General features: G+C 76.2%; 21 protein-coding genes. 9 read left to right on the forward strand and 12 right to left on the reverse strand.

Annotated features, from left to right (window positions below; all coding sequences use genetic code 11):
- The first annotated feature begins 5 nt into the window (after positions 1-5).
- Positions 6-494: a P-loop NTPase family protein gene (locus EV188_RS04815; RefSeq protein WP_133825029.1), complete on the forward strand. Its 489-nt coding sequence runs from the start codon at positions 6-8 to the stop codon at positions 492-494.
- A gap of 14 nt (positions 495-508) precedes the next feature.
- On the opposite strand, the gene EV188_RS04820 is transcribed toward EV188_RS04815, so the two are convergent.
- From EV188_RS04820 to EV188_RS04860, 9 genes are all read right to left on the reverse strand, one after another.
- Positions 509-2,611, reverse strand: coding sequence for an HNH endonuclease signature motif containing protein (locus EV188_RS04820; RefSeq protein WP_133825030.1), 2,103 nt, complete (start codon positions 2,609-2,611; stop codon positions 509-511).
- A 69-nt stretch (positions 2,612-2,680) separates the two neighbouring features.
- A complete protein-coding gene (locus tag EV188_RS04825; RefSeq protein ID WP_133825031.1) occupies positions 2,681-2,953 on the reverse strand; it encodes an Ada metal-binding domain-containing protein in 273 nt (90 codons plus the stop codon).
- Positions 2,950-3,603 (reverse strand): alpha-ketoglutarate-dependent dioxygenase AlkB family protein, encoded by a 654-nt coding sequence (locus EV188_RS04830; protein ID WP_133825032.1) that lies wholly within the window; start codon positions 3,601-3,603, stop codon positions 2,950-2,952. The genes EV188_RS04825 and EV188_RS04830 overlap by 4 nt, the downstream gene beginning before the upstream one ends.
- 24 nt (positions 3,604-3,627) lie before the next feature.
- Positions 3,628-4,647 (reverse strand): amidohydrolase family protein, encoded by a 1,020-nt coding sequence (locus EV188_RS04835; protein ID WP_133825033.1) that lies wholly within the window; start codon positions 4,645-4,647, stop codon positions 3,628-3,630.
- On the reverse strand, positions 4,644-5,600 hold the full coding sequence (locus EV188_RS04840) for a fumarylacetoacetate hydrolase family protein (protein ID WP_133825034.1): 957 nt from the start codon (positions 5,598-5,600) through the stop codon (positions 4,644-4,646). The genes EV188_RS04835 and EV188_RS04840 overlap by 4 nt, the downstream gene beginning before the upstream one ends.
- Positions 5,600-6,535: a VOC family protein gene (locus tag EV188_RS04845; RefSeq protein ID WP_133825035.1), complete on the reverse strand. Its 936-nt coding sequence runs from the start codon at positions 6,533-6,535 to the stop codon at positions 5,600-5,602. The genes EV188_RS04840 and EV188_RS04845 overlap by 1 nt, the downstream gene beginning before the upstream one ends.
- Before the next feature lie 11 nt (positions 6,536-6,546).
- Positions 6,547-7,674, reverse strand: coding sequence for an FAD-dependent monooxygenase (locus EV188_RS04850; RefSeq protein ID WP_133825036.1), 1,128 nt, complete (start codon positions 7,672-7,674; stop codon positions 6,547-6,549).
- Complete coding sequence (locus EV188_RS04855) at positions 7,674-8,672, reverse strand: cyclase family protein (RefSeq protein WP_243741469.1); 999 nt, start codon at positions 8,670-8,672, stop codon at positions 7,674-7,676. The genes EV188_RS04850 and EV188_RS04855 overlap by 1 nt, the downstream gene beginning before the upstream one ends.
- The gene (locus EV188_RS04860; RefSeq protein ID WP_208113976.1) at positions 8,669-9,583 is read right to left on the reverse strand and encodes a fumarylacetoacetate hydrolase family protein; all 915 of its coding nucleotides are present in this window, start codon (positions 9,581-9,583) and stop codon (positions 8,669-8,671) included. The genes EV188_RS04855 and EV188_RS04860 overlap by 4 nt, the downstream gene beginning before the upstream one ends.
- A gap of 113 nt (positions 9,584-9,696) precedes the next feature.
- Between EV188_RS04860 and EV188_RS04865 the strand changes: the two genes are divergently transcribed.
- The 3 genes from EV188_RS04865 to EV188_RS04875 all read left to right on the forward strand — a co-directional run bounded on the left by EV188_RS04865 (position 9,697) and on the right by EV188_RS04875 (position 12,453).
- A complete protein-coding gene (locus EV188_RS04865) occupies positions 9,697-10,188 on the forward strand; it encodes a putative immunity protein (protein ID WP_133825038.1) in 492 nt (163 codons plus the stop codon).
- Complete coding sequence (locus EV188_RS04870) at positions 10,188-11,150, forward strand: LysR family transcriptional regulator (RefSeq protein WP_133825039.1); 963 nt, start codon at positions 10,188-10,190, stop codon at positions 11,148-11,150. Before EV188_RS04865 ends, EV188_RS04870 begins: the two co-directional genes overlap by 1 nt.
- 91 nt (positions 11,151-11,241) lie before the next feature.
- Entirely contained in the window at positions 11,242-12,453 is a 1,212-nt protein-coding gene (locus EV188_RS04875; protein WP_243741470.1) for an MFS transporter, read from the forward strand.
- Here the strand turns inward: EV188_RS04875 and EV188_RS04880 are convergent.
- The gene (locus tag EV188_RS04880; RefSeq protein ID WP_133825041.1) at positions 12,414-13,076 is read right to left on the reverse strand and encodes a response regulator; all 663 of its coding nucleotides are present in this window, start codon (positions 13,074-13,076) and stop codon (positions 12,414-12,416) included. The two genes, EV188_RS04875 and EV188_RS04880, sit on opposite strands and share 40 nt — an antisense overlap.
- Positions 13,073-14,221: a sensor histidine kinase gene (locus EV188_RS04885; RefSeq protein ID WP_133825042.1), complete on the reverse strand. Its 1,149-nt coding sequence runs from the start codon at positions 14,219-14,221 to the stop codon at positions 13,073-13,075. Before EV188_RS04885 ends, EV188_RS04880 begins: the two co-directional genes overlap by 4 nt.
- 158 nt (positions 14,222-14,379) lie before the next feature.
- Between EV188_RS04885 and EV188_RS04890 the strand changes: the two genes are divergently transcribed.
- The 5 genes from EV188_RS04890 to EV188_RS32175 are packed head-to-tail and all read left to right on the forward strand — an operon-like array spanning position 14,380 to position 19,400.
- Positions 14,380-14,901, forward strand: coding sequence for a phospholipase A2 family protein (locus EV188_RS04890; RefSeq protein ID WP_133825043.1), 522 nt, complete (start codon positions 14,380-14,382; stop codon positions 14,899-14,901).
- Entirely contained in the window at positions 14,898-15,983 is a 1,086-nt protein-coding gene (locus EV188_RS04895; RefSeq protein ID WP_133825044.1) for an alpha/beta-hydrolase family protein, read from the forward strand. Before EV188_RS04890 ends, EV188_RS04895 begins: the two co-directional genes overlap by 4 nt.
- A gap of 6 nt (positions 15,984-15,989) precedes the next feature.
- Positions 15,990-16,652 carry a response regulator gene (locus EV188_RS04900; protein ID WP_133825045.1) on the forward strand — a complete coding sequence of 221 codons (663 nt, stop codon included), beginning with the start codon at positions 15,990-15,992 and terminating at the stop codon, positions 16,650-16,652.
- Entirely contained in the window at positions 16,652-18,685 is a 2,034-nt protein-coding gene (locus EV188_RS04905; protein WP_133825046.1) for a sensor histidine kinase, read from the forward strand. Before EV188_RS04900 ends, EV188_RS04905 begins: the two co-directional genes overlap by 1 nt.
- A gap of 10 nt (positions 18,686-18,695) precedes the next feature.
- Positions 18,696-19,400, forward strand: coding sequence for a CPBP family intramembrane glutamic endopeptidase (locus EV188_RS32175; protein WP_208113977.1), 705 nt, complete (start codon positions 18,696-18,698; stop codon positions 19,398-19,400).
- A gap of 1 nt (position 19,401) precedes the next feature.
- On the opposite strand, the gene EV188_RS04915 is transcribed toward EV188_RS32175, so the two are convergent.
- A complete protein-coding gene (locus EV188_RS04915; protein ID WP_166659713.1) occupies positions 19,402-19,935 on the reverse strand; it encodes an amino-acid N-acetyltransferase in 534 nt (177 codons plus the stop codon).
- Positions 19,936-20,030 lie beyond the last annotated feature (95 nt).

Below are 20,030 nucleotides of genomic sequence, written 5' to 3' on the forward strand. Positions count from 1 at the left end.
GCGGGATGCAGCGGGTCGTGGTCCTGGGGCGCGGCGGCGCGGGCAAGACGACCGCCGCCCGCCGGCTCGGGAAGGTCATCGACGCGCCGGTCCTCGAGCTCGACCGGTACTTCTGGTCCGACGACCTGACCGCCACGCCGCCCGCGAGATGGGCGAGCGTGCAGGCCGAGCTCGCCGCCGGCGAGCGCTGGGTCATGGACGGTGACCTGGGGCCCTACGACGTCCTCGCGCCTCGGCTGTGCCGCGCCGACACCGTCGTCGTCCTCGATCTCGGACTGCCGCGATGCGCCTGTCGGGCCCTGCGTCGGTCGCGGGAGCGCGTCGACTTCTGGTGGTGGCTGCTCACCTGGCGTCGGCGGAGCCGACCGGTGGTGGCGGCCGCGATCCGGTCCTACGGACGCGGCGCCGACGTCCACGTGATCACCTCGCCGCGACAGCTGACGGCGTTCCTCCGCGACGCCGGCCCTGACACCGGGCCTGACGTCGGGGCCTGACGTCGAGCCGTCCCTCAGAAGGGCGGGGGGTCGTCGGGGTCGAAAGGCGGTGCCGGTGGCGCGGCCGCCGCGGTGCGGCGGGTGCCGAACTTGGCGGCGAACGCGGCGGCGAACTTCTCGCGCCAGCCGGGTTCGTCGGGGTCGTCGTCGCCGGGTCGCGTGTCGGGTCGGCCGTCGTCGGGCAGGGGTCGGGGCCCGGGGGCGGGGCGGGGTCCGGGCAGTGGTCGGAGGATCTGGGGTGGGCTGGTGGTGTGGGTGATCCCGGCGCGGGTGCGGATGACGAACCAGCCGGGCAGGGGTTGGCGCACGGTCCAGCCGGCGAGGTGTTTGGCGCGGTGGTCGTGGCTGCACCAGGTGCCGAGGTTCCACGACAGGCTCGGGCCGCCGGAGGCGTGCTCGCGGGTGTGGTCGATCTCGGCGCGGTGCGCGCGGCTGCGGCACCAGGGGGCGACGCAGGCTCGGTCGCGGGCGCGGATCCAGCGTTCGGTCTCGGCGCCGGCGCGGCGCCGGGTCCACTGGTCGGGGCCGGCGTCGGCGTCGGGGGGACGCCCGAGGGTTCCGGAGGCCACGAGGTCGGTGAGGCGTTGCTGGAGCTCGGCCAGCAGCGCGGCCCATGCGGGGTGGTCGGCGGGGTCGAGGGCGGCGAGCAGTGTCGTCGGAACCTGGAGTTCGACGATCGCGCCGGTCCGGGTCGCGCCCGGTGCCCGCCCCCGCGTGCGATGGCGGCCGCGGGGGCTGGGTGGTCGTTCGGGTCGGCGGCGGGCGAGCAGGACGTGGTGCAGGTGCCCGCCGGGGTCGACGAGCACGACGCGCCATTCGCCGTGGTGGCGGGCGGCGATCAGGTCGCGGGCCACGATCGCGGAGACCGCGCCGTAGCCGGGGACGGTGCCGGGATGCTGGTCGAGCCCCAGCGCGGTGGACAGCCGGAGCCGGACCTCGACGGTGCCGTGGCGCAGCCGCGCGTCCCGGGCCTCGGGCTCGGCGGTCGGTAGCGGCACATCGAGGAGGTCGAGCACGCTCTGCTCGGCGTGTGGCGCGGGCTCGTCAGCAGCGCCGTGAGGCCCATGGCCGTCGTGCGGGTCGTCGGGCCCGTCGGCCGGCCCGCCGTCGCTGGGTCCGTCGTCGCTGGGTCCGTCGTCGCCGGGTCCGTCGTCGCTGGGTCCGTCGTCGCTGGGTCCGTCGTCGTCGGGCCCGCGGTCGTCCGGCCCGCCGTCGTCCGGCCCGCCCTCGTCCGGCTCGCCGTCGGGACCCCGGTCGTCGGGGTCGTCATCACCGTCGTCGGGGTCGGGTGGGGTGATGTCGGCGTGGTACTCGGCGGCGAGGAGTTCGGCGACCTCGGCGTCGGTCATGCCCGCGGTGGAGCCGTCGAGCAGCCGGGTACCGACCTGACGGCGCAGCAGCGTGATCGGGGTCAGCACCCCCAGCCCGCGCACCACCGCGGCCAGCGCCTCGATCCGCGACATCGACGCGATCCCCTCCGCCGCGGGGGCGTCCACCACCGCCAACGTCGCGGTCCCCGAGGGGTTCATCGTCAGATCCACCCGGCCCCGCGACTCCGCCCGCCGCCGACGCCGCTCCGCCCAGTCGGGGTCGATGTCGAGCACCACCTCGGCGACCCGCTCCCGCAACGCCATCACCGCCAACCCCGCCGCCTCGGGCAGCACCACCGCCACCGCCAGCCGGGCGTGGTCGTCGGCCAGGTCCCGGGTCAGCTCGCTGATCGCGCGGACCTTCGGCTCGTCGAGGCGCCCGTCCCACAACGCCCGACCCAGCGCGGGCAGCCGCACCGCCAGGTCGTCGGCCAGATCCAGGCGCGCCGACGCCGCGGTGCGCGAGCAGCCCAGCACCGCGGCGACCTCGTCACCGGAGAACTCATCCGAGCTCGCCAGCCGCCCGGTGTGCCCGTCCTGCGCCGTGCCCAGCTCGCGCAGCCCGGCCAGCAGCTGGGCCTCGGCCCGGTTGTGCACCCGCCACCGCGCCCGCACATAGGCCGCCAGGTCCTCCCCGGTCAACACCGTCGGGTCGATCCCGTCGAGCTCGGCCACCAGACCCGCATCCGGCTCACGACCCGCCAGCCCGGCCGGGCCGGCCAGGCTCAGGTCGTGGTCGATGCTCACACCGAGAACGCTAGGACCGACCCCCGACAACCCCGCCCCGAAAAGCCCAGGTCAGACCACCACGGCAGGTCACAGAATGGTCACGATCCCCGGGTCGGAAGACCGCCACGCGCGGTACGCCTCGGGCAGGCAGACCGCGCACGGCCGGAACCCCGCGGCGCGGGCGGTCGCCTCGTCGGCGAAGAAGACGCGGTGCCGCGCGTAGTGCCCGCGGGCGAGCCAGCGCAGCGCGCTCGGGCAGTCGAGCCGCCCGTAGAGGCGCAGGCGGCGGTGCCCGCCGAGCGTGCCCGGGACCGGCGACGCGTACGGGCGGCCGTCGGGACCGACCAGCCGGTAGGTCACGCCAGGCCCGAGACGCGCAGGGTGATGTTGAGGCGCTCGCCGGGGGCGGTCCCGATGTCGGGGACGTCGCGGTCGGGCAGCAGCTTCGGGACGCCGTGGTAGGCGAGCCGGTGCTGCCCGCCGAAGACGATCAGGTCGCCGGACTGCAGCTCGACGTCCTGCCAGGGGCCGCGGCGGTCGTGGGGCGAACCGATCCGGAACACGCACGCCGCGCCCAGGCTCAGCGACACCACGGGGTCGGGGGCGAGCTCCTCGCGGTCCTGGTGCATCCCGAGACGGGCGTCCCCGCGGTAGGAGTTGACCAGCGCGACGTCCGGGCGGTAGTCGACGCCGGGGTCCTCGTAGGCGTCCGCGACGGCGCTCGCCCCGAGCTCGGCCAGCCACGCGGGGAAGGGCTGGACCGGCGATCCGTCCTGGTCGTCGCGGGTGCGGCTGTAGCGGTAGGGGATCCAGTGCCACCCGAGGCACACCGTCTCGACGCTCATCCGGGCGCCGTTCGGCAGGGTCGCGTGCCGCGCGCCGGGTCCCTCCCGCGCCCACTCCCGGGCCGCGAAGACGAGGACGCGCTGCGCGTCCTCGGACAGCCAGTCCGGCACGTGGACGACGCCGGGCGCCAGCTCACGTCGCGAGCGCGGGATCAGTTCGAGCACGTCGGGGGAACACCGGACGCCGCCTCACCGTGGCGCGGCGCGCTCGCGGGCCGGGGCGAGCAGGGCGGCGGCGCTGCCCGCGCGGACCAGCTCGGCGTCGGCGGGGTCGAGGCCGGCGGCGGAGAGGCGGTCGAGCGGATCGGTGACGCCCATGTCGAACGGGAAGTCGGTCCCGAGGGCGACGCGGTCGGCGCCTGCGACGGCGACGAGGTGCCGCAGCGCCTCGGGGGTGTAGACCAGCGCGTCGAACCACAGCCGCCGCAGGGCCTCGCTCGGCGAGGCCGCCGCCGCGCGGTCGCCGGGGCGGGCGTGCCAGGCGTGGTCCTGGCGCGCGGTGCCCTGCGGGAAGAAGCCGCCGCCGTGGGCCGCGAGGACGCGGACCCCCGCGGGCAGGGCGTTCGACGCCACGAGCCGGGAGAGCGCGACGGTGGTCTCGACGGGGTTGCCGACGCTGTTGGACAGGTAGCCGACGTCGAGGCGCTCGCCGAGCGTGCAGCCCCAGGGGTGGACGAACACGATCGCCTCGAGCTCCGCGGCGGCGGCCCAGAAGCCGGCGAGCGCGGGGTCGTCGAGCTCCCGGCGCGCGCCGTCCGGTCCGGTGACGTGGGTGCCGACCTCGACGCCGCGCAGCCCGTCCGCGATCGCCGCGCGCAGCACCGAGACGGCGAGGTCGGGGTGCTGCAGGGGCGTCGTGCCGAGCCCGACGAGCCGGTCCGGGGCGCCGGCGCAGTGGGCGAGCACCCCGTCGTTGACGGTCGCCGCGTAGCGGGCGGCGAGGTCGCGCTCGGCCCAGGTGTGGTGGATCGGCATCGGGCTGACGAGCTGCACCTCGATGCCCGCGGCGTCCATGCCCGCGAGCCGGACGGCGCGGTCGGTCAGCGCCGGGCCGAGGGCGGCGATCTGCTCGCGGTTGACGCGCGCCGACGCCGCCCCGGCGGCCCGGGCCTCGGCGGCGCGGGCGTCGCCGAGGGCGGGCTCGTCGGCGACGAGGGCCTCGGCGGCGGGCACCAGGAGGTGGGCGTGGACGTCGGTCGTCGGGCTCATGCGTGCTCCCGGTGCGCGGGTCGGGTGCGGGGACGGGGCCGGGCGCGCGGGATGGGGGTCGGGGTGGCGCCGGGAACGACGCGCGAGGTCAGCGTCCCGATGCCCTCGACGTCCAGCGTCACGACGTCGCCCGGGGTGAGCGGGGGCAGGTCGGTGCGGGACGCGCCGCGGCCCCACAGCTCGCCGAGGCAGCCACCGTTGCCGCAGGTCCCGGAGCCGAGGACGTCGCCGGGGCGGAGCTCGGTGCCGCGCGAGGCGTAGGCGATCAGGTCGCCGAAGGGCCAGCCCATGTTGGAGAGCAGGTCCTCGCCGACGACCGTGCCGTTGACCGACGCCCGCAGCGCCAGGTCCAGGAAGCCCTCGCCGTCGGGCGTGAACTCGTCGGCGGTGACCAGCCACGGCCCCAGCGTCGTCGCCGTGTCCTTGCCCTTCGCCGGGCCGAGGCCGACCTGCATCTCGCGGGACTGGAGGTCGCGCGCCGACCAGTCGTTGAGGATCGTCAGTCCGGCCACGTGGCCCCACCCGTCGGCGGACGCGACGTCGCGGCCCGTGCGGCCGATCACCGCGGCGACCTCGAGCTCGAAGTCGAGCACCGCGCACCCCGGCGGCACCGGGACGTCGTCGGCGGGCCCGAGCGTCGCGGCAGGGTTCGAGAAGTAGAAGGTCGGCGCGTCGTACCAGGCGTCGGGGAGCCCGGCGGGGGCCCGCATGCCCTCCACGTGCTCCTCGAACGTCACGAAGTCCCGCACGCTCGGGGGCTCGAGCGGGGCGAGCAGGCGGACGTCGGCGAGCGCCACCGCACGCGCGCGCAGGGCTTCCCGACCGGCGTCGAGCAGCGTCCCCTCCTGCAGCAGCGAGAGCACCGTGACGGGCCGGTCGAGCAGGTGGACGTGGTCGTCGACGACGACGCCCACGCGCAAGGACCCGTCGGCGAGGACCGAGGCGATCCGCATCAGACCGGGGGAGCGACGAACACGCCGCGGTCGGGGTCGTTGAAGGACTTCTTCGCGACGAACTCGCTCATCGGGTTCGCCGTGCCCCACTGGTCGGAGACCTCGGGGTTCGTGAAGTCGTACAGCGACGGGTGCCAGGTGTCCTCGTCGAGGCACTCCAGCTCCGTCGTGTACTCGACGGTGTTGCCCTGCGGGTCGAGGAAGTAGGAGAACGTGTTGTTCCCGGCCAGGTGCCGGCCCGGGCCCCAGACCTTCTCGACGCCCGCCCGCAGCAGCCGGCCGGTGCCGCGCATGTACTCGTCGATGCCCCGCAGCTCGAAGCTCGCGTGGTGCAGCGACACGTGCGGGCAGCGCGCGATCGCGAGCGAGTGATGCTGGGGGTTGCAGCGCAGGAACCACATCATCTCGCCCATGTGCGGCGAGAACAGGGTGTCGGAGAGCCTGAAGTCCAGGTGGCGGTCGTACCAGGCGACCAGGGCCTCGGGCTGCGGCGAGTTGATGACGACGTGGGACAGCTTCACCGGCACCGACTCGCCCTCCTCGACGCGGCGGTGCGCACGGGTCGCGACGTCGGCCGACACCTCGATCGTGCGCCCCTCCAGGTCGAAGAAGCGGAAGCCGTAGCCGCCGCCGGGGGTCGCCAGCTTGTCCGGCGTGCTGACGAGCGTCACGCCGTCCCGGCCCAGCTTCTCGGCCAGGGCGTCGACGTCGCCGGGCGTCCCGGCGCCGAACGCGATGAGGTCGACGCGCTTGTCGGCGTCGGCGCGCAGCCGCACCTGGTACTGCTCGGGCGAGCCCTCCGCGGCGAGGAACGCGATGCCGGTGTCGGTGGTCTCCGGCGAGAGCTTCCAGAGGTCGCGGTAGAAGGCCAGCTGGGTGTCGAAGTCGGGCACGGCGAGGTCGACGTGCCGGAGGTGGGTGATCAGGCGGTCCATGCGGGTGCTCCTTACGGCCGCTGCGCGAGAAGGGCGGAGGTGCGGGCCATCAGCCCCGGGACGTCGGCGGCGCCGCCGGCCTGGGGCGGGGGTTCGTGGTCGAGCAGCCAGCGGGCGAGCTGCACCGAGCCCGCCACCACCGCGCCGGCCCGCTCGCGGCGCCGGGCGGTGTAGGCCGCGAGGGCGCTGTCCAGGTCGTCCCCGCCGAGCACCTCCTCGACCAGCACCGACGCGTCCTCGAGGGCCATCGCCGCGCCCTGCGCGAGGGTGGGTGGGCACGAGTGGGCCGCGTCGCCGGCGAGCACGACGCGCCCCCGGTGCCACGGGCCGTCGACGAGGTGGTGGGTGAACCACGTGTAGTTCACCCGCGACGGGTCGGTCATCCGCTCGCGGATCTCGCGCCAGGGCCCGCCGTAGTGGCCGGCCAGCTCGCGCATGGTGGCGAGCTGCTCGTCGGGGGACAGGCCGGTGCGGTCGGCCGCGTCCTCGACGAGGTAGGCGTAGATCGAGTCGTCGCCGGTGGGGCAGTAGCCCGCGATGTAGGCGGCGCCGCCGTAGGTGAGGTCGGTCCGCGTGACGTCCTCGGGCCGCGTCGTGAAGACCCGCCAGATGCCCATGCCGAGCGGCTCCGGGCGGGTGTCGATGCCCATCTGCGCGCGGACCGCGGAGTTGAGCCCGTCGGCGCCCACGACGAGGTCGTAGGTCTGCCGGGTGCCGTCGTCGCAGGCGGCCTCCCCGGCCTCGGTGACGCTCTCCAGCCGGACGCCCGTGCGGACCTTCACCCCGACCTCGGCGGCACGCTCGGCCAGCAGCCGGGCCATCTCGCCACGCGGCATCCCGACGGTCGCGGGCAGGTCCGGCCCGCCGGTGCGGGCGTCGGGGATGACGGCGAGGACGCCGCCGTCGGGGGTGCGCAACCCGACCTCGTCGAACGCGTACCCGGCGGCGAGGACGTCGTCGAGGACGCCGAGGTCGCGGAAGACCCGCAGCGCGTTGCCCTGCAGCGTGATGCCGGACCCGGAGGCGCCGATCGCGGGCGTGGCGTCGACGAGGTCGACGGCCACCCCGGCGCGGGCCAGCAGGATGGCGGTGGCGGCGCCGGCGGCGCCACCGCCGACCACCAAGACATCGGAGATCATCACTTCACCGCGATCGGGTTGACGGGGGAGCCGACGGCGCCGGTGATCCGCAGCGGCGCGGCGGTGAGGAAGAAGTCGTGGCGGCCGTCGGCGGCGCAGGCGTCGGCGAGACCGTCGAGGTCCCACATCTCGCCGAGGAACAGGCCGAGGTGCGGGATGGCGACCTGGTGCAGCGGCTGGAAGGCCACGTCGAACTCGTTCGGCCGGACCTCCACGCCCCAGGTGTCGGTGGCCACCGCGGCGATGTCGGTGTCGTGCAGCCAGTCGAGCGTGGTGAACGACAGGCCGGGCGCCGGGCCGCCGGCGTAGCCGCCCCAGCCGTCGCGGCGCGTGCGGGCGTACTGCCCGGTGCGCACGCAGACGATGTCGCCGGGCCGGACCTCGACGCCCTGGACCCGGGCGACCTCGTCGAGCTCGTCGGCGGTGATCGGGTAGGCGTCGGGGAGCTCGCCCCCGCCGATCACGCGGCCCACGTCGAGCAGGACCCCGCGCCCGGCGAGGTGGGCGGCGGCGGTCTCGATGCCGGTGAGCCGGTCGCCCTCGACCCGCACCACCGCGGCGGCGTCCCGGCCGTTCCACGCCTTGCCGTGGTCGAAGATGTGGCCCAGGCCGTCCCATTGCGTCGAGCACTGCAGCGGCATCGCGATGACGTCGTCGGCGCCGCCGATGCCGTGGGGGAACTCGCCGTCGAGGGCCTCGTGACCGGTGCCGAGCATGGTGTGCACCGGGTTGGTGCGCTTCTTCCAGCCGTTCTGCGGGCCGGTCTCGTCGAAGGGCTGGGACAGCGAGAACGCGGTCCCGGTGCGGACGCACGCCGCCCCCTCGACCCGCTTGGCGGGGGTGAGCAGGTTCAGCGAGCCCAGGACGTCGTCGGGACCCCAGCGGCCCCAGCGCGAGACGCGGGCGGCGACGGCGGCGACGGCCTCCTCGGGCTTCGCCGGGTCGTGCCCGGCGGCCACGATCGCCGTCCGGTCGGTGGTCGCGGCGGCGGCGGTCACGGGGCCACCACCCGGGTGGTCTGGGTGCCCAGACCGGTGATCGACCCGGTCATGACGTCCCCGGCGCGCAGCAGCCGGCCGAGCGCCATCCCGTTGCCCGCAGGGCTGCCGGTGAGCACCAGGTCGCCGGGACGCAGCGGCGTGATCTCCGAGGCCGCGGCGACGAGGGCGGCGACGTCGAAGAGCATGTCCTTGGTGGTCTCGTCCTGCATGACCTCGCCGTTGAGCTCCAGGCGCAGTCGCAGGTCGGAGGGGTCGACGTCCCGGGCGGGCACGAGCCACGGGCCGAGCGGGGTGAAGCCGGGGCCGTTCTTGGCGCGGAACCAGTCGGTGCCGATCTCGGGCATGTCGCGGCGGAAGACCTGGTCGCGGGCGGTCAGGTCGTTGGCGATCGTGTACGCGGCGACGTGGTCCAGCGCCCGGGACCGGTCGACGCGGAACGCCTCGCGGCCGATCACCGCGGCCAGCTCGAGCTCCCAGTCGAACTTCTGCGTCCACGGCGGGATCACGACGTCGTCGCTCGGGCCGGTGACCGCCGACGGGAGGCCGATGAACAGGTAGGGCGTGCCCTCGGCGGCGCGCCGGTCCATCATCCCCGCGACCTCCGCCCGGAGCTCCGCGTCCGGTCGGTTCCCGCGCTCGGCGTGGTGCGCGGCGGCCAGGTCGATGACATGGGTGCGGTAGTTGGCGCCCGACTGGAGGATCTGTCCGGGCTCGACGGGCGGGAGCACGGTGAGGTCGTCGAGGGGGACGCCCTCGGCCTCGGACATCGCGTCGAGCGTCGGCAGCACCCGGTCCCAGTCGGCGAGCAGCTCCCGCGTGCTCGCGCCGACCTCGACGACCGTCTCCGCGTCCGTCACCAGCCCCGCGAACCCGCGCCCGCTCGCGTCGGCGAACGTCCCCAGCCTCATCGCCCCCATGGGCGTGCCCTCCGCAACATCGTCGGTGTGGTCGCGACCACGATGCGGCCGCCGCGCGCGGGCCCGGAAGGCCCAACCGCTGATGCCGGGCATCGGCGAGGCTGATGCCCGTGCAGCTGTCCCTCGACGAGATCCGCGCGGTCACCGCCTACGCCGTGGCCTGCGCGGAGCCCGCGCTGGCGCTCGTCGGCGACGACCCGCGGCCCCGCGCCGCGATCGACACCGCGCGGGCGTTCGCCGCCGGCGCCGGGCGCACGAAGGCCCTGCGCGACGTCGCCTGGGCGGCCCACCGGGCGGCGCGGGAGGCTTCCGACGCCTCGGCCCGCGAGGCGGCACGGGCTGCCGGGCACGCGGCGGGCGCGGCGTTCCTGCACCCGCTGGCGACGGCCACCCAGGTCGGCCACATCCTGGGCGCGGCGGCGTCCGCGACGCTGGCGCTGGGGGACGACGGCCACCTGGAGCGCTGCCGGGACCTCGCCCCGCCCGTCGTCGTCGACGTCCTGCGCCGGTACCCGCCCGCGCCGCCCGGGTACGGACGCGCCGGCGAGCTGATGCGCGCCCTCGACGCCGCGCTGCGGTCTGGTACGCCTACCTGATGGACGAGGCACCGCCGCTCCGGCTCGCCAACCTCGACCTCAACCTGCTGCTCTCCCTGCGCGCGCTGCTCACCGAGCGGAACGTCACCCGCGCCGCGGCCGCCCTCGGGCTCTCGCAGCCCGCGGTCAGTGCCGCGCTCGCCCGGCTGCGCCGCCACTTCGGCGACGAGCTGCTGGTCCGCGTCGGCAACCGCTACGAGCTCACCCCGCTCGCGGCGCGCCTGATCGACCGCACCGAGGCCGCGGTGGCGGGGATCGAGCGGGTGTTCTCGGCCGCGCCCGACTTCGACCCCGCGGCCACGACCCGCGAGTTCACCCTGCTCGTCTCCGACTACGCGACGAGCGTGCTCGGGCCGCCGCTCGCCGCGGCGTTCGCCCGCACGGCGCCGAGGGCCCGGCTGCGGCTGTGCCCCCACCGCCCCGAGGACGTCACGGGGGCGGCGGAGCGCCTGCGGGCGGTGGACGGGCTGCTCCTGCCGCACGGGTTCGTCGACGACATGCCCTACCTCGACCTCTACGAGGACCACTGGGTGGTGCTGGTGGCCACGACGAACGACCGGGTGGGGGAGACGGTCACGCTGGACGACCTCGCCGCGCTGCCGTGGGTGACCGTCTACCACCGGCCCACCGCGTTCATCCCCGCCGCGCAGCAGCTGCGGGCCCACGGCATCGAGCCGCGCGCCCAGGTCGTCGTGGAGTCGTTCCTGCCGATCCCCGACCTCGTCGCCGGCACCGACCGGGTCGGCCTGCTGCAGGGCCGGCTGGCGGCGCGGCTGCGTCCCGACGACGGGGTGCGGGTCCTGCCGTGCCCGTTCACCGCGACGCCCCTGGTCGAGGCCATGTGGTGGCACCCGACGTACGACGCCGACCCCGCCCACCGGTGGCTGCGGGGGCTGCTCACCGAGGTGGGCGCGGACCTGCCCGCCATCAGCGCCGCGGATGGTGACCCCCAACAGGAGTGATTTCCGATCACTCCTCGCCCGCCCCGACACTCGCCGGACGTGTGGTGCCGATCACGGCCCCCGGGGAGAGAGTGCGGAGGAGACCGTGACGGTGACCGGCGAGGAAGCGGACCAGGGCAGGGCGGCCCGGTCCCGGGGCGCGACCGGGCAGGGCGCGATCCTGCTGGCGGGCAGCTGCCTGCCCATCCTGGGCTCGGTGCTCCTCGCACCGGTGCTGCCGCGGATGATGGAGGCCTTCGCGGGCACGGCGGGCGTCGAGGCGCTGGTCCCGATCGTCCTCACCGCGCCCGCGCTCGTGATCGGCCTGCTCGCGCCGGTCGCCGGTCGCATCGTCGACGCAGCCGGGCGCAAACGGGTGCTCGTCGCCGCCCTCGTGGTCTACGCCCTGTTCGGCACCGCGCCGCTCTACCTGGACTCGCTCGGCGCGATCGTCGCCAGCCGGGTCGGGGTCGGGATCTGCGAGGCCGCGATCATGACCGCCTGCACGACGCTGCTCGCCGACCTGTTCGACGGCACGTCCCGCGACCGCTGGTTCGGCCGGCAGACGATCGCGACGACGCTCGCGGCCACCGTCTTCTTCGGGCTCGGCGGCGCGCTCGGCGCGGTCAGCTGGCGGGCGCCGTTCGTCCTGTACTTCTCCAGCCTCGTCGTCGCGGTGCTCGTCGCGGTGTTCGTGCGCTCCACCGGGCGGACCCGGGCCGCCGAGCTGCCGCCCGTGCCGTGGCGGCTCATCGCCGTGCCGTGCCTGGTCACGTTGTTCGGCGGGATCGTCTTCTACACCCCGATCGCCGAGCTCTCCCTGGTGCTGGCCTCGGTCGGCGTGACGTCGACGGCCACGATCGGCCTGCTCAGCGCCGTCGCCTCGCTCGCGACGGCGGCGGGCGGCTACACGTTCGGCCGGGTCGCCCGGCGCGGCACGCGGGTCCTGCTCCCGGTCGCCCTCGGGCTCGCGGCCGTCGGTCTCGTGGTCGTCGGGATCTCCCCGTCGGTGCCCGTGATCGCCGTCGGTGCCGTGATCGCGAGCGCCGGCACCGGCCTGCTCCTGCCGACGCTGCTGACCTGGGCGCTGTCGGGGCTGGGCTTCGCCGAGCGCGGCCGGGGCACCGGCTTCTGGACCGCCGCGATGTTCATCGGCCAGTTCTTCTGCCCGCTCGTGCTGCTCGCCGTCGCCGGCCCGCTCGGGAGCCTCTCGGCGGCGATCCTGGCGCTGGGCGTGCTGACGGCAGCGGTGGCCGTGGTGGCGCCTGTGATCGTGCGCAGCTCTCAGCGGTCGAGCCGCGCGGTGACGACGCCCGTCTCGTAGGCGAGGACGACGGCCTGGACGCGGTCGCGCAGGTCGAGCTTGGTGAGGATCCGCCCGACGTGGGTCTTCACCGTCTGCTCGGCGAGCACGAGGTGGGCGGCGATCTCGGCGTTCGACATCCCGCGGGCGACGAGGACGAGCACCTCGCGCTCACGGGCGGTGAGCACGTCGAGCCGCGCCGGGACCGAGCGGGCGGGGACCGCGCGGGACGCGAACTCGGCGACGAGGCGCCGGGTGATCGACGGCGCGAGCAGCGCGTCGCCGCCGGCGACCACGCGGACCGCCCGCACCAGCTCGTCGGCCGGGGCGTCCTTGAGCAGGAAGCCGCTCGCCCCGGCGCGCAGGGCCTCGTAGACGTACTCGTCGACGTCGAACGTGGTCAGCACGAGCACCCGTACGTCGTCGTGGCGCTCGAGGATCCGGCGAGTGGCGGCGAGGCCGTCGAGGCGCGGCATGCGGACGTCCATGAGCACGACGTCGGGGGTGTGCAGGTCCACCGCCGCCACGGCCGCCTCGCCGTCGGCGGCGTGGCCGACGACCTCGAGCCCGTCCTGGGCGTCCAGCAGCGCGCCGAACCCCTCGCGGACCATGGCCTGGTCGTCGACGACGAGGATCCGGGTCACGGGCCGCTCACACGGCTCAGCGTCGCACGCCCGGCCGGGAGGCTCGCGTCCACCGCGAACCCGCCGTCCCCGGTCGGGCCGACGGTCAGGGCACCGTCGACGGCGGCGGCCCGCTCGCGCATCCCCGGCAGCCCGAGACCGGAGCCCGGGCCCGCCGCCGAGCGCCCGGGCCCGTTGACGACCCGCAGGCGCACAGTGTCCGGGGTGTGGTCGATGGTCACCGCGACCGGCACGTCGGCGGCGTGCCGCGAGGCGTTGGCCAGGGCCTCGGCGAGGATCCGGTACAGCGAGACCGACGCCGCCGGCCCGAGCCCGGCGGGGTCGCCGGTGGTCGTCACCGTCAGCTCGACGCCGGCCGCGGACGTGGCGGCGAGCAGCTCGTCGACGTCGTCGGCGCCCGGCTGCGGCGTCAGGTCGGCGGCGTCGTCGTCGGCACGGAGCACGGTGAGGACGCCGCGCAGCTCGGTGAGCGCCGCCCGGGCCGCGTCGCCGATCGCGGTGAACTCCTCGGCCGAGGCCGCGTCGACCGCGGGCAGCCGGTAGCGGGCGGTCTCGGCGCGGACCACGACCATCGACATCGAGTGGGCCACGACGTCGTGCAGGTCGCGGGCGACCCGCGCGCGTTCCTGCAGCACCGCGCGCCGCGACTCCTCGTCGGCGCGCTGCTCCTCGGCCTCGACGATCTGGCGCCGCTGGGTGAGCACCCGCCGGCCCAGCAGCCCGACCGCGAGCACCACCACGGTGAAGAAGATCCCGAGCCCGGCGCCCTCCGTGGTGCGCGTCGCGAGGACGAACAGGCCGACCAGCCCGGCCGTCGCGACCGCGGCCGCCCACGGCGCGCACCGCGCGACCACGAGCGCGGTGAGGCCGCAGAGCACCACGAGGTGCACGGCCTGCACGCTCAGCGCGTAGCCGGGCGCGGCCCCGACGAGCAGCGCGATCAGCACCCCGCCGAGCGCCGACGCCACCCACGCCCGCCACGGGTGCTCCGGCGCGACGAGCACCGGGAGCGCGACGACGAGGGCGACCGCCAGCGCCGTCGCCGGGGTCACGGCGAGCTCGTTGAGGGAGGTCGGCCAGGCGATCGCCAGCAGGATGCCCGCCAGGACGATGCGGCCGGCGTACGACCAGCGGTTCCGGCGCATGGAGCAGGAGGTTAGGAGGCGGCGCCGGCGGTGTCGTCCCTCCCAGGTCCTCAGCCCCGGGTATGACGTCCCGCCCGACCCGCCGCCGGCGTAGCGCCCGGGGGACGGCTCTGCGGGGCGACGCCCGACGAGGCCCTCGCCGATGATCGTTCCGGGTCGTGACCAGGCTTCTCGCGTCGCTCGCCGCCGTCCTCGCCGCGCTGTTCCTCGCCTCCGGCACCGGGCGGGCGACCGTGGCCCAGCGGGGCCCCGAGGACGCCGAGTCGGCGCGGGCGGTGGCGGAGCTGACCGGCCCGGACCGCACCGCGGTGGCGATCCCGGCGTCCTTCGCGGCCGGCGACCGCCCGGTGGTCGTGGGCGGGAAGCTGCTGGACCCGCGCGGCTCGTGCTCGTCGCCGGTCGACCTGCCTGCCTCCTTCGACGACGCGTGCCGCGCCCACGACCTCGGCTACGACCTGCTGCGCCACGCCGCCGCGCAGGGCGGTCCGCTCGGGCCCTGGGCGCGGCGGGCGATCGACGAGCAGCTCGCGCGGGACCTGTCGGCGGCCTGCGAGACCGGGCCCGCGCGGTGCCACGTCCTCGCGGGCGTCGCGGACCTCGTCGTCGCCGTGAACTCCTGGCGCCAGGGCTGGAGCGTCCCGGTCGTCGAGCACGGGCCGTTCGTGCGGGGCGAGCCGTGATCGGGGTGTTCACAGGCCTGCTGCTGGCGGTGTCGACGTTCCCGCCGATGCTGCCCCGCGACGTCGTCACCCAGCTCGTGGAGTCGGCGGTGCTGGCCGGGATCGGGTGGCGCGTGGACCGGTGGGCCGGTGCCGCGGTCCCGGCGGTCGGCGTCGTCCTCGTCGGGGCGTGGGTCGCGGTCACGCTCGGGTGGCAGGACGCGCAGCGCGTGGACATGGGGCTCGGGCCCGTCGGCTGGGCGCTGCTCGCGGTGGCGGGGACGGCGATCGTGCTCGCCGCGAGACGGGAGACGGTCCCGGCCCGGGCGCTGACGTCCGGCGCGCTGGCCGTCGCGCTCGTGGTGTCGCTCGGCGGGGTCGCCGGCGGCACCGCCGTGGCGGCTCCGGCCCCGGCAACGGCGACCACCGGGTCGCCGCTGCGCGTCTCGCCCGTCCACGTCGCCCTGCCCCTCGGGCCGGGCTCGCCCGCCGAGCGCGCCGACGCCGCCGTCGGGGCGCTCCGCGCGCAGGGCGGGCCGGCCCGGCGGACCGTCGTGGTCGTCGTCCCGACCGGGTCGGGCTGGACCGACCCGGCCGCGCTGTCGACGCTCGAGGCGGCGACCGGGGGCGACGTCGCGACCGTGGCCGTCGCGTACGACGACGCCCCGAGCTGGTGGTCGTACCTGACCGCCCGCGACGACGCCGTCGCCACCACCGAGGCGCTGCTCGGGGCGGTCGCGGCGACCCGCGCTCCGGGCGAGCGGGTCCTGCTCTACGGCCAGAGCCTCGGCGCGCTCGCCGGCGCCGAGGCGTGGGCGCACCGCCCCGGCGCCGCGGACGGGGCGCTGTGGGTCGGGCCGCCCGCCGACACCCGGACGGCCGGCGCCACCGTGCTCGTCCACCCGTCCGACCCGGCGGCGGTGAGGTCGACGCGCCTGCTCGTGGCCCCGCCGGACCGGCCGACGGGCACGCCGTGGGTGCCGGTCGTGTCGTTCGTGCAGACCTCGGTCGACCTGCTCGGCGCGGTCGGCGCGCCGGCCGGGTCCGGGCACCACTACGGCGCCGAGCAGCGGGCGGCGTGGGACCACCTGCTGGCAGGATGATCCGCCGTGGGGATCCGGGTGCTGCTGGTGGACGACCAGCCCATCGTGCGCACCGGGTTCCGCACGGTGCTCACCGCGGCGGGCGGGATCGACGTCGTCGGCGAGGCGGGCGACGGTCCCGCCGCCGTCGCCGCCGTGGCGTCCTACCGGCCCGAGGTCGTCCTCATGGACGTCCGCATGCCCGGCGGCGACGGGCTCACCGCGACCGAGCAGATCACCGCGGCGTACCCCGAGACGCGGGTGCTCGTCGTGACGACGTTCGACGTCGACGACTACGTGCGCCGCGCGCTGCGCGGGGGCGCCAGCGGCTTCGTGCTCAAGGACTCCGACCCCGAGGACCTCGTGCGCGCGGTCCGCACGGTGCACGCGGGGGAGTCGCTGCTCGCGCCGTCGGTGACGACGCGCCTCGTCCGCGACTGGGTGGCCCAGGAACCGGTGCCCGCGCCGCCCGACGGCCCGCCCGAGGGTCTGACCGCCCGCGAGCACGACGTGCTGGTGCTCGTCGCCCGCGGGCTGTCGAACGCCGAGATCGCCGCGGAGATGGTCGTCGCCGAGTCGACGGTGAAGACCCACGTCGCCCACCTGCTGCGCAAGCTCGAGCGCCGCGACCGGGTGCAGCTCGTCGTCCACGCCTTCGAGTGCGGCCTGGTGCCGGCGCGGGGGACGTAGTGCCCCGGCGCTGGAGCGACCTGCTGCCCGAGCTGCGACCGGTCGACGCGGTCGTGGTCGGCCTGCTGCTGGTCATGGTGGTGCTGACCGCCCTGACGCTGGGGACCTGGGTCCCGGGGACGAGCACGGCGGGGGTCCTCGCGGTGATCGCGACGGGGACGGTGCAGACGGTGCCGGTGCTCTGGCGCCGCGAGCGTCCGGTCGGTGCCCTGCTGGTGTTCGGCGTGATGGTGCCGATCGGGTGGATGGTCTCGGGCACCGTCGCGACCTGGGCGTGGGCGGTCCTGGTCTACGGGGTCGTCCGCCGCGCCCGGCCCGTGCCCGGGGCGCTCGCCACGATCGGGACCTCGGTGCTGGCGCCGCTGCTCGCCGGATTCGCCGTGTATCCCGGCGACCCGGAGACGGCGGTGGGGCTCGCGGTCGGCATGGACGTCACGCTCGTGCCGGTGGTCCTCGCGGTCTCGGCGCTGGCCGTCGTCACCCGGGCCCGGGCGGCGCAGGCTGCGGTCCGGCGACGCCGCGAGGAGCACGACCGGCTCGCCGACGCCCTCGCCGCCCAGCGCGACCGCCTCGCCGGGGACCTGCGGGAGCTGGTCGCGGTCCGGGTCGAGCGGGTGGTGACACGCACGAGGGCCCTGACCCCGGTCGACGACCCCGGACCGACGCTCTCGGCCATCGCCGCCGAGGCCCGCGCCGCCCTCGCGGGCATGCGCCGCGCGCTGTCCGTCCTGCGTGCGGCGCCGCCGGCCGCGGACACCGAGGTGGCGGCTCCACCGCGCCCGGACGCGCCCTCGTGGCGCCCCTCGCGCGGGGGGCTGCTGCTCGGGGCCGTCGCGCTCGCGGTCACCGCGGGGATCGGACTGCTGGCGAACGTCGCGATCCCGCATCTGGAGCCCGGCCCGGCCACGGACGCGATGGCGATGCTCGACCTCGACGTCGGGCGCCCGTTCGCCCTCACGCCGTTGGTGGTCCAGGCGCTGGCTCTCGGGTGGTGGCGCCGCGCCCCGCTGCCCGCGCTCGTCGTCGCCACGGCGGCCTCCTGTGTCGGCTCCGTGCTGGGCACCACCCACATCGTCACCGAGGCGACGTGGGGCGTGCTGGTCTTCGGCGCGGGCCTGGCGGCGGGCACCGTGGCGTCCGCGGTCACGGTGACGGTGTGCTCGGCCGCGGTGCTGGTCACCACGCTCGTGGTGGGCTGGCCCGGTGCGGTCCCGGTGGGCCGCGCCGGCATCGCGCTGTCCTACCTGCTCGTCCCCGCCGTCTGGGGCCTCGGCGTGCTCCAGCGACGCTCGGCGCAGGCCGACGCCCGCCGGTCCGCGGAGCGCGCGGCTGCGGCCGCCTCACGGGCGGTGACGGCGCAGCGCCTCGGGCTGGCCCGCGAGCTCCACGACGTCCTGGCCCACGAGCTGTCCGCGCTCGTGGTCACCGTGCACGCCGCCCGGGTGGCCCCGGAGCCCGCCACCCTGGACGCGATCACCGAGGCCGGCGAGCGGATCGCCGGCGCCCTGCCCACCCTGCTCGAGGGGCTCGGCCCCGGCGTGCCGTCGGGCGACGCGGCCGAGCACCTCGAGCTCGACACCGCGGCGGTCACGGCGCTCGTGGCCCCGGTGCGCGACGCCGGGCTGCCGGTCACCGTCGACGTCGTCGGCGACGCCTCCGCCGACCGGCCCGAGACCGACGTCATCGCCGCCCGCATCGTCACCGAGGCCCTCACCAACGCCCTGCGCCACGCGGGCCCCGCGCCGACCCGGGTGACCGTGCGCCACGAGCCCGACGTCGTCGCGGTCGAGGTCGTCGACGAGGGCGTCCGCGCCGGGCACCGACAGGCGGGGGAGGGCTCCGGGCTGGGCATCGTCGGGATGCGCGAGCGGGCCGCCCTCGTCGGCGGCACCGTCGAGGCGGGCCCCTGCGGCGCCGGCTGGCGGGTCGCCGCGCACCTGCCGCGCCGGGAGGCGGGCCTCCTCCTCGAGGAGGACGCCGACGGGCCGGGACCCGCTCCGCGGCGGACGATCACGGCCCCGGCGGCGCCCTAGCGTCGCCGGGGTGACCACCTCACCAGCACCCGAACCCACCGTCGGCGCCCCGGCGCCGGCCCGCCCGGGCTGGACCGAGATCGCGGTGGCCCTCGTCGGCTACCTCGCGCTGACCGTCCTCGCCGTGATCCCGCTGAGCGGGGTGGTGGCGCCGGGCTCGGCGTCGCTCGCCGTGGCGTCGATCGGCGTCTCGGGGTGCGCCGCGCTCGGGGCGGCGGCGCTGGCCGTCGTGGTCCGGGTGCGCTCGTGGCCGGCGATCGGCGCGCGAGCGACGACGCGGCGGTGGCTGCTCGCCGGCCTGGGGGCGGGCGTGGTCGCCTTCCTCGTCAACCGAGTGATCGTCATCGGGTACGTGCTGCTGAGCGGGGACACGTCCAATCCGCAGGCCGCCTTCCTCCCGGGGATCACCGGGGATCTCCCGACCTTCGCGCTGATGATGCTGCTCGGGGCCGTCGTCGTGCCGGTGGGGGAGGAGCTGCTCTTCCGCGGGGTCGTCACCACGGCCCTGGGGCGCTACGGAGCGTGGGTCGCGGTGCTCGGGAGCTCGCTGGTGTTCGCGCTCGCCCACGGCCTCTCGGTCGTCCTGCCGGCGGCGTTCGTGCTCGGCGTGCTCAACGCCCTGCTGCTGCGCCGCAGTGGCTCGGTCTGGCCCGGCGTCGTCGCGCACGGCGTCAACAACGCGCTGGTGTTCGGGCTGGCGGCGCTGGTGCTGTAGGTCACAGCTCGAGCAGCATCCGGCTGTTGCCGAGCGTGTTCGGCTTCACGTAGGCGAGGTCGAGGAACTCGGCGACGCCCTCGTCGGCCGACTGCATCATCTCGGCGTAGACGTCCGGGCTCACCGGCGAGCCCTCGATCTCGCGGAACCCGTGCTGCTCGAAGAACGCGACCTCGAAGGTGAGCACGAACACACTGCGCAGTCCCAGCGCCCGCGCCTGGGCCAACAGCTCGTGCACGAGACCGTGCCCGATGCCCGCGCCCTGCATCCGCGGGTCGACGGCGATCGTGCGGATCTCGGCGAGGTCCTCCCACAGCACGTGCAGCGCCCCGCAGCCCACGACCTCCCGGCCACGGACGGCCACGCGGAACTCCTGGACCGTCTCGTACAGGGTGACCAGCGGCTTGCGCAGCAGGATGTTGTCGTCGGCGAACGAGTCGACGAGGGTCTTGATGCCCCGGACGTCGGCGGTGCGGGCGCGTCGCAGGAGGACGGGTGCGGCCCGGTCTGCGGCGCTGTCGACGATCTCGGTCACCCGGTGCTCACCACCAGCGGAGGGTAGGCCAGCCCCCGGGCCGATAGGCTGGGCAGGTGGTCGAGCGCTCCCCTGATGCCCCAGAGCGCCCCCGT

It is taken from the genome of Actinomycetospora succinea (assembly GCF_004363095.1).
Classification (GTDB): Bacteria; Actinomycetota; Actinomycetes; order Mycobacteriales; family Pseudonocardiaceae; genus Actinomycetospora; species Actinomycetospora succinea.

Bases quoted from the DNA above. Each gene is read 5' to 3' on its own strand.
- EV188_RS04815 (WP_133825029.1), top strand. From the start codon at position 6: ATGCAGCGGGTCGTGGTCCTGGGGCGCGGCGGCGCGGGCAAGACGACC.
- EV188_RS04835 (WP_133825033.1), bottom strand. From the start codon at position 4,647: ATGAGCCCGACGACCGACGTCCACGCCCACCTCCTGGTGCCCGCCGCC.
- EV188_RS04840 (WP_133825034.1), bottom strand. From the start codon at position 5,600: ATGCGGATCGCCTCGGTCCTCGCCGACGGGTCCTTGCGCGTGGGCGTC.
- EV188_RS04845 (WP_133825035.1), bottom strand. From the start codon at position 6,535: ATGGACCGCCTGATCACCCACCTCCGGCACGTCGACCTCGCCGTGCCC.
- EV188_RS04850 (WP_133825036.1), bottom strand. From the start codon at position 7,674: ATGATCTCCGATGTCTTGGTGGTCGGCGGTGGCGCCGCCGGCGCCGCC.
- EV188_RS04860 (WP_208113976.1), bottom strand. From the start codon at position 9,583: ATGAGGCTGGGGACGTTCGCCGACGCGAGCGGGCGCGGGTTCGCGGGG.
- EV188_RS04865 (WP_133825038.1), top strand. From the start codon at position 9,697: ATGCCCGTGCAGCTGTCCCTCGACGAGATCCGCGCGGTCACCGCCTAC.
- EV188_RS04870 (WP_133825039.1), top strand. From the start codon at position 10,188: ATGGACGAGGCACCGCCGCTCCGGCTCGCCAACCTCGACCTCAACCTG.
- EV188_RS04885 (WP_133825042.1), bottom strand. From the start codon at position 14,221: ATGCGCCGGAACCGCTGGTCGTACGCCGGCCGCATCGTCCTGGCGGGC.